Annotated in this window: 15 protein-coding genes; 11 read left to right on the top strand and 4 right to left on the bottom strand. The window is 56.7% G+C overall.

The window, feature by feature from the left end; translation table 11 throughout:
• Position 1 precedes the first annotated feature (1 nt).
• The 6 genes from CV944_RS06245 to cobO all read left to right on the top strand — a co-directional run bounded on the left by CV944_RS06245 (position 2) and on the right by cobO (position 6,564).
• Entirely contained in the window at positions 2 to 1,186 is a 1,185-nt protein-coding gene (locus tag CV944_RS06245; protein ID WP_033010020.1) for a cobalt-precorrin 5A hydrolase, read from the top strand.
• Positions 1,132 to 2,499 (top strand): cobyrinic acid a,c-diamide synthase CobB, encoded by a 1,368-nt coding sequence (locus CV944_RS06240; protein ID WP_047818426.1) that lies wholly within the window; start codon positions 1,132 to 1,134, stop codon positions 2,497 to 2,499. Before CV944_RS06245 ends, CV944_RS06240 begins: the two co-directional genes overlap by 55 nt.
• Positions 2,492 to 3,994, top strand: coding sequence for a cobyric acid synthase (locus CV944_RS06235; protein ID WP_100663961.1), 1,503 nt, complete (start codon positions 2,492 to 2,494; stop codon positions 3,992 to 3,994). Before CV944_RS06240 ends, CV944_RS06235 begins: the two co-directional genes overlap by 8 nt.
• 221 nt (positions 3,995 to 4,215) lie before the next feature.
• The gene (cobT, locus tag CV944_RS06230) at positions 4,216 to 5,271 is read left to right on the top strand and encodes a nicotinate-nucleotide--dimethylbenzimidazole phosphoribosyltransferase (protein ID WP_100663960.1); all 1,056 of its coding nucleotides are present in this window, start codon (positions 4,216 to 4,218) and stop codon (positions 5,269 to 5,271) included.
• Positions 5,268 to 6,038 carry a uroporphyrinogen-III C-methyltransferase gene (cobA, locus tag CV944_RS06225; RefSeq protein ID WP_055358472.1) on the top strand — a complete coding sequence of 257 codons (771 nt, stop codon included), beginning with the start codon at positions 5,268 to 5,270 and terminating at the stop codon, positions 6,036 to 6,038. The genes cobT and cobA overlap by 4 nt, the downstream gene beginning before the upstream one ends.
• A complete protein-coding gene (cobO, locus tag CV944_RS06220; RefSeq protein WP_100663959.1) occupies positions 6,019 to 6,564 on the top strand; it encodes a cob(I)yrinic acid a,c-diamide adenosyltransferase in 546 nt (181 codons plus the stop codon). The genes cobA and cobO overlap by 20 nt, the downstream gene beginning before the upstream one ends.
• Before the next feature lie 118 nt (positions 6,565 to 6,682).
• Here the strand turns inward: cobO and CV944_RS17425 are convergent, their stop codons facing one another.
• The 3 genes from CV944_RS17425 to metA form a co-directional block, all read right to left on the bottom strand.
• Positions 6,683 to 6,832, bottom strand: a complete 150-nt coding sequence (locus tag CV944_RS17425) for a hypothetical protein (protein WP_193442140.1) — start codon at positions 6,830 to 6,832, stop codon at positions 6,683 to 6,685.
• A gap of 168 nt (positions 6,833 to 7,000) precedes the next feature.
• Positions 7,001 to 7,096 (bottom strand): YjcZ family sporulation protein, encoded by a 96-nt coding sequence (locus tag CV944_RS06215; protein WP_020959919.1) that lies wholly within the window; start codon positions 7,094 to 7,096, stop codon positions 7,001 to 7,003.
• Positions 7,097 to 7,238: 142 nt separating this feature from the next.
• On the bottom strand, positions 7,239 to 8,147 hold the full coding sequence (gene metA / locus CV944_RS06210) for a homoserine O-acetyltransferase MetA (protein WP_100663958.1): 909 nt from the start codon (positions 8,145 to 8,147) through the stop codon (positions 7,239 to 7,241).
• Between the two features lie 125 nt (positions 8,148 to 8,272).
• Between metA and CV944_RS06205 the strand changes: the two genes are divergently transcribed.
• From CV944_RS06205 to CV944_RS06195, 3 genes are read left to right on the top strand one after another with little or no spacing between them, the layout of a single operon-like run.
• On the top strand, positions 8,273 to 8,788 hold the full coding sequence (locus CV944_RS06205) for a hypothetical protein (protein WP_011231278.1): 516 nt from the start codon (positions 8,273 to 8,275) through the stop codon (positions 8,786 to 8,788).
• Between the two features lie 59 nt (positions 8,789 to 8,847).
• Positions 8,848 to 9,324: a glutathione peroxidase gene (locus CV944_RS06200; protein WP_011231277.1), complete on the top strand. Its 477-nt coding sequence runs from the start codon at positions 8,848 to 8,850 to the stop codon at positions 9,322 to 9,324.
• A 32-nt stretch (positions 9,325 to 9,356) separates the two neighbouring features.
• On the top strand, positions 9,357 to 10,502 hold the full coding sequence (locus CV944_RS06195; protein ID WP_033010012.1) for a conserved virulence factor C family protein: 1,146 nt from the start codon (positions 9,357 to 9,359) through the stop codon (positions 10,500 to 10,502).
• A gap of 115 nt (positions 10,503 to 10,617) precedes the next feature.
• Here the strand turns inward: CV944_RS06195 and CV944_RS06190 are convergent, their stop codons facing one another.
• Positions 10,618 to 11,064: an NUDIX hydrolase gene (locus CV944_RS06190; protein ID WP_100663957.1), complete on the bottom strand. Its 447-nt coding sequence runs from the start codon at positions 11,062 to 11,064 to the stop codon at positions 10,618 to 10,620.
• Positions 11,065 to 11,343: 279 nt separating this feature from the next.
• Here CV944_RS06190 and CV944_RS06185 point away from each other — a divergent pair, with 279 nt between their 5' ends.
• Positions 11,344 to 11,781 (top strand): BrxA/BrxB family bacilliredoxin, encoded by a 438-nt coding sequence (locus CV944_RS06185; RefSeq protein WP_100663976.1) that lies wholly within the window; start codon positions 11,344 to 11,346, stop codon positions 11,779 to 11,781.
• A gap of 71 nt (positions 11,782 to 11,852) precedes the next feature.
• Positions 11,853 to 11,984 carry a YuzL family protein gene (locus tag CV944_RS06180; RefSeq protein ID WP_080729592.1) on the top strand — a complete coding sequence of 44 codons (132 nt, stop codon included), beginning with the start codon at positions 11,853 to 11,855 and terminating at the stop codon, positions 11,982 to 11,984.
• Positions 11,985 to 12,010 lie beyond the last annotated feature (26 nt).

Raw genomic sequence — 12,010 nt, 5'->3', positions numbered from 1 at the left:
GGTGGGGGCTGTTGCCATAAACAACGAAAGGAACGGCGCCTATGCGGTCGTGGCCATTACGAAACACGGGGTCGAGATCGCCCGCCGGCTCGGCGGCGCGCTAGTTGGAGCGGACGTGTATTATACGGAGAAATTCGCCCGCGGCGATGAAGCGGAGCACGGGATCCGCTTGTTTTCCGGCAACGTGAAGACGTTGCTGCCGGAGCTGTTCGCCCGCTACGACGGACTCATTTGCATCATTTCGCTCGGCGCGGTCGTCCGGATGATCGCTCCATTGCTGAAAGATAAAAAAACCGATCCGGCGGTTGTCGTCATTGATGATAAAGGAGAACATGTCATCAGCGTATTATCCGGCCATTTAGGAGGCGCCAACGAACTGACGCGGCGTGTGGCCGCCATATTGGGCGCCCGCCCGGTCATTACGACCGCTTCCGATGTGCAGCAGACGATCGCTGTTGATCTATTCGGCCGCGAATTCGGCTGGGAATGGGAGTCGGATGACAACTTGACGCCGGTGAGCGCGGCTGTTGTCAATGAAGAACCGGTCGCCATTGTGCAAGAGTCAGGAGAACCAAATTGGTGGCCGGCGGGCCGCCCGCTGCCGAAAAACATCACCGTGTACGGCTCGATCGCGGAGGCGCTGGCCGCCCGCCCGACGGCGGCGCTTGTGGTCACTCACCGGCTGCTTGCGCCGGAAGAAGAAGCGATTTTGCAAAACGGCGTCTTGTATCGCCCGAAAGTGATCGCCCTTGGCATCGGCTGCAACCGCGGCACATCGGCTGACGAAATCGAAGCGGTCATCCATGAGACGCTCAATGAGCTGCGCTTTTCGATGAAAAGCGTCAAAGCGGTGTGCACCATTGACTTGAAAAAGGATGAACAAGGCCTTTTGGAGGTAGTCAACAAATATCGATGGGAATTGGTTGCATATACGCCAGAAGAGCTGAACACGGTGCCGATCGAAGCGCCGTCGGAGACCGTGTTTCGCTACACCGGCGCCTACGGGGTGAGCGAGCCGGCGGCGAAATTGTACAGCGGGGCCGATCGAATGGCGCTCGTGAAAAAGAAATCGGGTAACGTGACGATTTCGGTGGCACTGATCGATCACAGACGCAGAAAGGAGAGCGAGCCATGCGACGGCTTGTCATCGCTGCGCCAGGAAGCGGTGCCGGCAAAACGACTGTAACGCTCGGCTTGATGGCGGCGCTGAAGCAGCAAGGATATACGGTGCAAGGGTTTAAATGCGGACCAGACTACATTGATCCGACGTACCATACGGCGGTCACCGGCCGGCCGGCGCGCAACTTGGACAGCTGGATGGCCGGCCGTGCGAACGTGCGCCAAATGTTGGCGAACGGCTGCCAAGGGGCGGATCTCGCCATCATCGAGGGGGTGATGGGGCTGTTTGACGGCAAGCAGCCGCTGTCTGATGAAGGATCGACAGCCGATATTGCGGCATTGACGGAAAGCCCGGTGCTGCTTGTCATTGACGCCGCCGGCATGGCCCGCAGCGCTGCTGCCATCGTCCGCGGGTTTCAAACGTTTCACCCCAACGTCCGCATTGCCGGCGTGTTTGCGAACCGCGTCGGCGGCGAAGGGCATTTCCGGCTGATTCAGGCGGCCATCGAGCAAATGTGCGGCATCCCGGCGGTCGGTTATTTGCCAAAAGACGAGGCTCTGACGTTGCCCGAGCGGCATTTAGGGCTCGTACCGTCGGTGGAGCGCGGCGAATTGGATGCTTTTTTTGCCGCCCTTGGGGAAAAAGTAGCGGAAACAGTCGATTGGGAGGCGCTGCTTCAAATCGCCGAGTCCGCTCCGCCTCTGGAGGCGCCTGCGCCGCTTGTCCAGCCAAGCCGGACGTATCCGGTTCGCATCGCGGTGGCGAAGGATGCCGCCTTCCACTTTTACTATCCAGAAAACTTGGAGATATTGGCCGCCTATGGCGCGGAACTTGTTTATTTCTCTCCGCTCGCCGGCGAGCCGCTTCCGGAAGGCGCCGACGGGCTGTATATCGGCGGCGGCTTCCCGGAGGAATTTGCCGCTGAGCTGGCGCGGCAGACGGCGGCGAAACAGTCGATCCGGGCGGCGATTGAATCCGGTTTGCCGACGCTGGCTGAGTGCGGCGGATTTATGTTTCTCACCGAACAGCTTGTGACGACGAGCGGGGAGGCGTACGACATGGTCGGCGTCATTCCGGGGCGGGTCGTCATGCAGCGGACGCTGGCGGCGCTTGGGTATCGCGAAGTGCGCGGGCGGAAAGGGAATTTTCTATTGCCGGAAGGAGAAACAGCGCGCGGACATGAATTCCATTATTCGGTGTACGAACCGCGGAGCGAGATGCCGTTTGCTTATGACACGAGCGGCCGGAAAGGAACAAAGCCGGACGGTTGTCTAATGCACCGGCTTGTCGCCGGCTACGTCCATTTCCATTTCGCGTCCGCCCCGGCGATGGCTGAACGATGGCTCGCCGCATGCGAGCGGGTGAAACGCGATGGCTAGAGCGCTGCCAGTCATGTTTCAAGGCACCCATTCCGATGCCGGCAAAAGCGTCATCGCAACCGCCTTTTGCCGCATGTTTGCCCAAGACGGCTGGAAGACGGCGCCGTTTAAGTCGCAAAACATGTCGTTAAACTCATATGTAACGCCGGACGGGAAAGAAATCGGCCGGGCGCAAGGCATTCAGGCGGAAGCGGCCGGAGTGGCGGCGCGCGTCGAGATGAATCCGATTTTGATTAAGCCAAGCCGCGATCACGAGTCGCAAATCGTCGTGCTTGGCAAACCGTATGCCAATATGCAGGCGTTCGCCTACCGAAACGAGTTTTTCGACCAAGGACTGGCCGTCATTCGCCAGTCGCTTGAAACGCTGATGAACGAATACGACCGGCTTGTCATCGAAGGAGCGGGAAGCCCGGCCGAAGTAAATTTAAACGACCGTGAGCTCGTCAACATGCGCATCGCCCGCCTCGCCAATGCTCCGGTCGTGTTGATCGGCGATATTGAGCGGGGCGGGGTGTTCGCGAGCCTCGTCGGAACGCTGTCGCTGCTTGAGCCTGAGGACCGAAAGCGGGTCATCGGCGTCATCATTAACAAGTTTCGCGGCGATGTGTCACTGCTTAAACCGGGGCTTGATTGGTTTGAGCAGCACACCGGCGTGCCGGTGCTCGGCGTTGTCCCCTATTTGCCGGATTTGGCGATCGATGCGGAAGATTCGCTGTCGCTTGAGCGGTTTGCTTCATCTGTCGGGGGAGAGGAAGCGATTGACATCGCCGTCATCCGCTGTCCGAAAATCGCCAATTTCACCGATATCGACCCGCTTTTGGCCGAACCGGACTGCCGCGTCCGGTTGGTGACGCACGTGGGTGAACTCGGCGAGCCGGATGTGATCGTGCTGCCGGGAAGCAAAAACACGATCGAAGACTTGATTTATATGAAGAAAAGAGGACTCGCTTCCCGCATTGTGTCGCTTGTCAATGAAGGAAAAGCGAGGGTCGTCGGCTTATGCGGCGGCTACCAAATGCTTGGCGCCGTCATCCGCGACCCGTATGGAGTCGAGACGCCGCTTTTGGAAGTCAAAGGGCTTGGGTTGCTGCCGATGGAAACAACGCTTGAGCGGACGAAAATCACGATCCGTTCCGAAGGAGTGCTTACATGGGGCGGAGAGCGATTTGCCGTGCAAGGATACGAAATTCATATGGGCCGCTCGGCGCCGCTTTCTGGCTATGCGCCGCTTATTGAGGCGGACGGCCGTCATGAAGGGGCGAAGCACAGTGATGAGCGGGTGCTGGGCACGTACATGCACGATTTGTTTCATAACGATGCGTTCCGCACCGCTTTTTTGAATGCTATTCGCCGCGAAAAGGGAGCTCCGTTGCACGGCGCTGTATCGTTTCACACCCGTAAGGAAGCGATGTTTGACCGGCTTGCCGCCCATGTCCGCGAGCATGTCGACGTCGGACGGATCGAACAGATGATGCGTCAATTTCAGCGGCTGTGATCGATATGGAAAATGGTGGTGCGGAGGAACGGCCGATATGGCCCGCTTTTGCCGAGCGATTGGCTCGGTTTGGGGGTGCGAATTCCTCTGTAAAGCGGGGGGTGGCCGGCCTTCCACTGCGCTAAAGCGTGACGGGGGAAAGCTGCTTTTTCGCCCCTCAATCATAGACGAGAAAGGAGGAAGCGCCTATTCCCGCTTGATGGGGATATGGTGCGACCGTGATGAATGCTTCCATCCCACCGATCCGCCGTGAAATGGTGGAACAAGCACGTGATTACATCAATCAGCTGACGAAACCGCCCGGCAGCCTCGGCCGTCTGGAAGAAGTGGCGGCCGCGCTTGCCGGTATGACTGGAGAGCTGCTCCCACGCGTCACTCCGCCCGGAGTGCTCGTGTTTGCGGCCGACCATGGCGTCGCGGAAGAAGGGGTGTCCGCCTATCCAGCCGAAGTGACGGCGCAAATGGTGTACAACTTTGCCAACGGCGGAGCGGCAATCAACGCCTTCAGCCGGCAAATCGGCGCGTTGCTTCAAGTCATTGATGTCGGTGTCGCCGTGCCAATTGCTGATGAGCGTGTCATTCAGAAGAAGGTGCGCCCGGGAACGAACAATTTCGCCAAAACGGAAGCAATGACGCCGTCCGAGGCCCAACAGGCGCTTTATGTCGGTTACGAGCAGGCGGCATCCATCATTGAACAAGGCGCCCGCACGCTTATTGTCGGCGAAATGGGCATCGGCAATACAACCGCTGCGAGCGCTTTATTGGCCACGCTCTCCGAGGAGCCGCTTGAGCGCATCGTTGGCAAAGGAAGCGGCATTCAAGAGGAGATGCTTGCCCATAAACGGGACGTCATCCGCCGGGCGCTCTTGCTTCATCGCCCCAATCCGTCAAAGCCGGTTGAATGGCTTTCGAAAATCGGCGGGTTGGAGATTGCGGCTATGGCCGGGGCGATGTTGGCAGCCGCTGAACGGCGCATTCCGATTTTGCTTGACGGCTTTATTTGCACGGTGGCTGCCCTTGTGGCCCGCCAGTTTGCCGGGAACGTCGCCGACTATATGATTGCCGGCCATCGTTCCGAAGAGCCGGGGCACAGCATAGCCCTTCGTTTGCTTGGGAAAGAGCCGCTTTTGGATCTTGGCCTGCGCCTTGGCGAAGGAAGCGGAGCTGCTGTGGCGTTTCCGCTCTTGGTGTCCGCGACGGCGATGGTGAACGAAATGGCGACATTCGCTTCGGCGGGCGTTTCCACCGCTGATGCGAAAGGAGAGAACGGGAAATGACCATCGGCAAAGTGTATTTAGTCGGCGCCGGGCCGGGCGATGAAAAGCTCATCACGGTTTACGGCCGCGAATGCCTAGAGCGGGCGGATGTCATTATTTACGACCGGCTCATCAACCGGAAGCTGCTGCGCTACGCAAAGCCGGGCGCTGAGGTTCTTTACTGCGGCAAAGAGCCGGGAAAACATGACACCGTTCAAGAACAAATTCACGAGCTGCTCGTTTGGCATGCGCAACAAGGCAAAACGGTCGTCCGCTTAAAAGGCGGCGATCCGTGTGTGTTTGGCCGCGTTGGTGAAGAAGCGGAAGTGTTGGCGAAAGCCGGCATTCCGTTTGAAATCGTTCCCGGGGTGACATCCGGCATCGCTGTTCCGGCGTATGCCGGCATTCCGGTCACCCACCGGGATTACGCTGACTCGGTGGCGATCGTCAGCGGGCATCGGAGCGAGCAAGTCGATTGGGAGGCGATCGCCCGCGGATGCGATACGATCCTTGTCTACATGGGAGCGGCCAATTTGCCGGATATTTGCGGCCGGCTGATGGCGGCGGGCAAGCCGTCGGATGCACCGGCGGCCGTCATTGAATGGGGGACGACTGAGCGGCAGCGCACCGTGGCGGCGCCGCTGGCGACGTTGCCGGACGAGGCGGAACAGGCGGGCATTTCCCATCCGGCCATCATCATCATCGGCGATGTCGTTCGCCTGCGTGAGACGATTCGATGGTTTCCAGAGGGGCAAGGAGGCGTGGGCAATGCCGACGCCTCGTCGTAGAGGGCGTGTCATTGTGTATACGGGCGATGGGAAAGGAAAAACGACGGCCGCATTGGGGCTTGCCCTGCGCGCGGTTGGGCGGGGAATGAACGTCGCCATTTTGCAATTTGTCAAGTCTCCAGAGCGCACGTACGGCGAGCAGCTCGCCCTTTGCCGCCTCGGCGTCGAGGTGCGCCAACTCGGCGCTGGCTTCACTTGGACAAAAACGCCCGATATCCACCGTGAAGCGCTGAGACACGCATGGGCGCTGGCGAAACAGTATATTCATTCCGGCCGGTATGACCTTATTGTGCTGGACGAATTGAACAATGCTCTCGCTATCGATCGGTTTCCGGTTCACGACATTGTATCGGTCGAGGAGGTGCTCGAGGCAATCCGGACGCGTCCGCCGGCGCTTCATCTTGTCATCACCGGGCGCAGCGCTGATCCGAAGTTGATTGCCGCCGCCGATATCGCGACCGAGATGGCGCTCATCAAGCATGATTATGAACAAGGGACGAAAGCCATGAAAGGAATCGAATTTTAGCGACTAACAGGGGCCGGCTTAAAAGGCTGTCTGTCCTTCGGGGAAAGGCACAATATGAACGACGAACCGGTTCGATACGAAAAAGGTGTCTCGCTGCTTTTGAGACACCTTTTTCCATTTATCGGTCCGTATCCGTTTTATCGCTTTGCTCTTTATGCTGCCGCCGTCCTTTGCTGTTGTCGCCGGTTATCGGGCCGTGAAGCAATGCCATCGGGTCTTGCGTCGGCGCGTTTTGGTTCCGGCTTCCGTTGTTCGGTCGTTTCGTCATACGTCACACCTCCTTTAGGCACGCTGACCATACCATTAGCATAGACCGACGAACCCTTTTTATTCCGCCGCAACATGAAAAAACGCAGGGAACGCCGTTCTGGCGCTCGCCCGCGGTGATGACGGCCGGGTGCTGGCAAACACGGCGGCCGGAGAAAGGGATTACGGTTTAGTAAACGTAGCCGCCGAACGCAGCCCCGACAATAATGAGCAAAATAAACAAGACAACGATCAGCGCAAAGCCATTGCCATGCCAAGCGCCCATCCCGTTCACCTCCCTGCAAAATCTACTATATGGTATGCCATTCATTGCACGAAGGAACGGGGCAATTGTCGGAAAATGACAAAATAAGAAAAACGCCTTGCTAGGAAAAGCAAAGGCGTTATTGTCGAATGATATTTTCCTTTCATTCCCAAACGTAGGGCGTTTCCTGATACACGTAATAGTTCAGCCAGTTGACAAACAACAAGTTCGCATGCGAGCGCCATGTATTGAGCGGCGGCTGGCTTGGGTCGTTGTTCGGAAAGTATGATTCCGGAATGTGAATCGGCAGCCCTTTCGCCAAATCGCGTTCATACTCGTCCTTTAACGTCGTCGCGTCATATTCCGGATGGCCAGTCAAGAAAATTTGCCGCCCGTCGTTCGAAGCGACGAGAGAAACACCGGCTTTGTCGGCGGTCGACAAAATCGTCAGCTCCGGCACTTTTTCAATGTCCTCGCGTTTGACATCCGTATGGCGGGAGTGCGGCATGCGGAACACATCATCAAACCCGCGCAGCAGTTTGGCATTTTTCACTTCGAGCGTATGGTTGAACACGCCAAAGCATTTTTTTGGCAGCGGATGTTTCGGGATGCCGTAATGGTAATACAAGCCGGCCTGTGCTCCCCAGCAAATGTGCAACGTCGAGGTGACGTTCGTTTTCGTCCATTCCATGATATCGGTCAGCTCATCCCAATACGTAACTTCTTCGAACGGCAATTGCTCGACCGGCGCTCCGGTGATGATCATCCCGTCGAACTTGCGATGGCGAATGTGCGGGAAAATGGTGTAAAATTGTTCTAAATGATGTTTGCTTGTCGTTTTCGGCTCATGGGTTTCTGGGCGCAAAAAGGTGATGTTCACTTGCAGCGGCGAGTTGCCGAGCAGGCGCAATAGCTGCGTTTCCGCTTTTTCTTTTTCCGGCATTAAGTTTAAAATAACGATATTGAGCGGGCGGATATCTTGCGAATACGCCCGTTCTTCGTCCATGACGAAAATGTTTTCTTGTTCGAGGATTTCTTTTGCTGGCAAATCTTTTGGAATGTTGATTGGCAACGATGTCCCCTCCGTTTCGTTCTCGTTTTTTAAATAATTCCATTATAAAAAGTTTATTGACTTTCTTCAATTCATTTTTTCGTTCGTGGACATTCAACAGCGAAAGAAAATAAGGGGGGAAACGAATGGATCCGACGGCGTTTGACAATTTGAAAACGGTGTTGGAAGGAGCCGTCTATGATGCCGACTTGCAAGGGCGCATTGCCGTCACCGACCGCCGCGATCTCGCCGATTTGGCCCGCCTGTCGCGCGAGTACGCCATTTCCTTTCAACAGGCCGGTGCGCCTGAACCGCCGGTCGTCTGCACGGTGCGGCTTGCGATCGATTTTGCCGAACTGGTGAATGAACGGCTCCATCACGGCCAGGCCGGCTGCCGGCTTGCGGTCTCGTTCGCCTTGCCGGTGCGCCGCCTGTCCGTTTGTGCGCTTATCGAAGGAACGCTGCGGACGATTTGGGGCAAGGAGCGAATCATTCGGCAAACGCTCCGCTTTCCGTTTCCGCATGAACGCGGCTCGTATGAAAATGAAGCCGTGGTCGAATTTGCCCGCCTTATTTACGAAGAAAACGCGGCCGATTTACCGGAAATGGTGCCGTATATGATTTCCTCGCTCGAACAGCTGCAGCCATTTGCCGGCCAGTAACGGTGCAAAAAGTGGAAACAAACGGAGAAATCGGCTATGATGGGGGTGAGGTGAGAACGATGAGTGTGTATGAATTCAGCGTCAAAACGATTCGCGGAGAAGAACAGCCGTTGTCTGCCTATCGAGGAAAAGTGTTGTTGATCGTCAACACGGCGAGCCGTTGCGGCTTTACCCCGCAGTATAAAGAACTGCAGGAGCTGTATGACGAATATCGTGATCGCGGGTTTGTGGTGCTCGGCTTTCCGTGCAACCAGTTCGGCGGCCAAGAGCCGGGGACGGAAGCGGAGATCGAGCAGTTTTGTCAGTTGAATTACGGCGTGACGTTCCCGCTGTTTGCGAAAGTGGATGTGAATGGCGATCACGCCCATCCATTGTTTCAATATTTAAAAGAAGAGGCGCCGGGGGCGTTGGGGACAAAGGCGATCAAATGGAATTTCACAAAGTTTTTGGTTGACCGCCATGGACGCGTCGTCGCCCGCTTCGCTCCGCAAACAAAGCCGAGCGAGCTGAAAGAAGACATCGAAAAACTGCTGTAAGACAGTGGGACAGTCAAAGGAGGGGGTTGCGCTTGCGCATTAAAGCGATTGAACCGACACCAAGCCCGAATACGATGAAAGTACTGCTTGATGAAGAGCTGCCGTTTGGCACGAGCCATAACTACAAGCCGGACAACGTCGCCGCCGCGCCGCCGATCATCCAGGCGCTCATGCGCATTGAAGGGGTGAAAGGCATTTACCATGTCGCCGATTTTCTGGCCGTCGAGCGTCATCCGAAGTACGATTGGCGCGACATTTTGACGAAAGTGCGCGAAGTGTTCGGTGAAGATGTGGGGGAAGCGGAAGAGGAAAAGCCGACGGTGAACGAACATTTTGGCGAAGTGAAAGTGTTCGTGCAAATGCTGTACGGTCTGCCGATGCAAGTGAAGCTTGTCGATGGGGAGCGCGAACACCGCGTCGGGCTGCCGAAACCGTTTATGGACGCAGTCATTGAGGCGCAAAAATACGCGGGAAATGTTGTGCTTGAGCGCAAATGGGTCGAAAAAGGGGTGCGTTACGGCACGTTCGAAGAAATCGGCCGCGAAATAGTCGATGAGCTGTCAGCCGCCTATCCGCCCGAGCGGCTGGAGCGGATCGTCAACATGTTCCGTCGCGGCGAGCTGGAAAAAACGGCGCAAAAACGGCCGGGCATCAAAGTGACAAGCGAGATGCTCGATGACCCGGACTGGCGCAAACGGTATGCCGCGCTCGAACAAATGGCTGAGCCGACCGAAGACGATATTCCAGTGCTGGCCAAGGCGCTCAAGGATGAAAAAATGGCGATTCGCCGCCTGGCGACGGCATACCTTGGCATGATCGGCGGGAAAAAGGTGCTTCCGTATTTGTACGAAGCGCTAAAAGATCCGGCTGTCGCTGTCCGCCGCACTGCCGGCGACTGTTTGTCCGACATCGGCGACCCGGACGCCATTCCGGCGATGATCGAGGCGCTCAAGGACGAAAGCAAGCTCGTTCGTTGGCGCGCGGCTATGTTTTTGTACGAAGTCGGCGATGAATCGGCCTTGCCGGCGTTAAAAGCGGCGGAAAACGATCCGGAATTTGAGGTCAGCTTGCAAGTGAAAATGGCGATCGAACGGATTGAAGGCGGCGAAGAGGCGAAAGGCTCCGTCTGGAAGCAAATGACGGAAAGTCGAAAAAAAGAGAACAAGACGGAGAAATAAAAAAAGGCGCGCCGGCCGGCGCGCCTGTTTCAATGAAAATCGGCTTCTAACTGTTTCGCGCCGCAGTCGCTGACCGCAACAAAGCCTTGGGGTTGATTCTCCAAGGCTTTGTCCGTCAGCTGCCGAAATAATGCTCAACAAGATCTTGAAAGAGCGGAGAAAGCTCGTTTGGCAATTCATGAAGAAAGAAAAATTTTACCTCGAGCGATTCTTCCCCGTCTTCTCTCAGTTCCCCGCCGCGAATATCGCGGGTGCGGTAGACGATCGTGACCGGGTAGTATTGGTCGCCGTTTGGCAGCCGGACAAAGTATTTTTGGCCGGAAAACACATCGATAAGTTCAAGTTCACCGATCTCCAGCCCCGTTTCTTCCAACACTTCCCGCCGCGCCGCTTCTTCGGTTGACTCGCCGAGCTCCAGCAAGCCGCCGGGGACTCCCCACAGCCCGTCGCGGCGCTTTTGCAGCAAAATCCGTCCATAGCCATCGATGACCGCGACGCCGACACCGGCTAAAATGAGCGGCCGGGTTCCGACGATTTTACGCAACTCTTCAATGTACCCCATCGACCGCGCTCCTTTCGCTTCCTCGTGCCATTCACGATTCAGTATATGTCGAATGGCAGCCGATGGCCGCGGCAGTTGCTAGAAACGGAAAAGAAAAGGCCGATGTTGGCAGGGAATTTCGCGGTTTGCGGATGTTTCCCAGCCGGCGCTGATTTGGAGGGGCGTCTTCCCCCGGCCATCAGCTTTTCACTTGCCGCTGGCAGCCGTCTTCATTGATTTTTTCGTGCGAAGTATAGTATGCTGATAGCACAACGATGATCATATGGAGGGATGATGGCCATGTCGATGGCATATGAAGAATATATGCGTCAGCTCGTGCAGCCGATGCGCGATGAGCTCGTCCGCGCCGGTTTCCGCGAATTGCGCACGAGTGAGGAAGTCGAGCAGTTTATGGAACAAGTGGAAGGAACGACGTTTGTCTTTGTCAACTCAGTGTGCGGCTGCGCCGCCGGACTGGCGCGCCCCGCGGCGACGCAGGCGGTGCTTAGGAGCGAGAAAAAGCCGGACCATTTGGTGACGGTGTTCGCTGGCCAGGATAAGGAAGCGACAGCGAAAATGCGCGAGTACTTTGTCGGTTATCCGCCGTCTTCGCCGTCGATGGCGCTCTTAAAAGGAAAGGAAGTTGTTCATTTTATCCCGCGCGAAGACATCGAGTTTCACTCGATGGAGGACGTGATGGAAAACATTTTGGCTGCGTTTGACAAATATTGTAACTGATGCCTTATGCCTTCCCAGGCCTTGCATACCGCTGCCGGCGCCGGGGAACGATAAGGGCGGAGGTGATCGGCGTGCCGAAGCGGAAAAAAGACCGTTCGAAAACGGGCGTCAGCGCCCCGGAGGTGAGGGGACAAGGCACGACGCAAACGGAAACAGGCGCCTACGAGCTTGATTCTGCGCGCAAAAAAACGAAAATCGACTGAAAGAAAACGGAGCTCCTGTGCGGAGC

This window comes from Geobacillus sp. WSUCF-018B, from assembly GCF_002809985.1.
In the GTDB taxonomy this organism is placed as follows: Bacteria; Bacillota; Bacilli; order Bacillales; family Anoxybacillaceae; genus Geobacillus; species Geobacillus thermophilus.
The sequence above is the reverse complement of the archived record's forward strand: the minus strand, read 5'-3'. Positions and strand labels throughout refer to the sequence as shown.

Excerpts from the sequence above, each read along its gene's own strand:
- CV944_RS06235 (WP_100663961.1), top strand. The coding sequence starts at position 2,492 with ATGGCTAGAGCGCTGCCAGTCATGTTTCAAGGCACCCATTCCGATGCC.
- CV944_RS06205 (WP_011231278.1), top strand. The coding sequence starts at position 8,273 with ATGGATCCGACGGCGTTTGACAATTTGAAAACGGTGTTGGAAGGAGCC.
- CV944_RS17425 (WP_193442140.1), bottom strand. The coding sequence starts at position 6,832 with ATGACGAAACGACCGAACAACGGAAGCCGGAACCAAAACGCGCCGACG.
- cobA (WP_055358472.1), top strand. The coding sequence starts at position 5,268 with ATGACCATCGGCAAAGTGTATTTAGTCGGCGCCGGGCCGGGCGATGAA.
- cobT (WP_100663960.1), top strand. The coding sequence starts at position 4,216 with ATGAATGCTTCCATCCCACCGATCCGCCGTGAAATGGTGGAACAAGCA.
- cobO (WP_100663959.1), top strand. The coding sequence starts at position 6,019 with ATGCCGACGCCTCGTCGTAGAGGGCGTGTCATTGTGTATACGGGCGAT.
- CV944_RS06240 (WP_047818426.1), top strand. The coding sequence starts at position 1,132 with ATGCGACGGCTTGTCATCGCTGCGCCAGGAAGCGGTGCCGGCAAAACG.
- CV944_RS06190 (WP_100663957.1), bottom strand. The coding sequence starts at position 11,064 with ATGGGGTACATTGAAGAGTTGCGTAAAATCGTCGGAACCCGGCCGCTC.
- CV944_RS06215 (WP_020959919.1), bottom strand. The coding sequence starts at position 7,096 with ATGGGCGCTTGGCATGGCAATGGCTTTGCGCTGATCGTTGTCTTGTTT.
- CV944_RS06185 (WP_100663976.1), top strand. The coding sequence starts at position 11,344 with ATGTCGATGGCATATGAAGAATATATGCGTCAGCTCGTGCAGCCGATG.
- CV944_RS06200 (WP_011231277.1), top strand. The coding sequence starts at position 8,848 with ATGAGTGTGTATGAATTCAGCGTCAAAACGATTCGCGGAGAAGAACAG.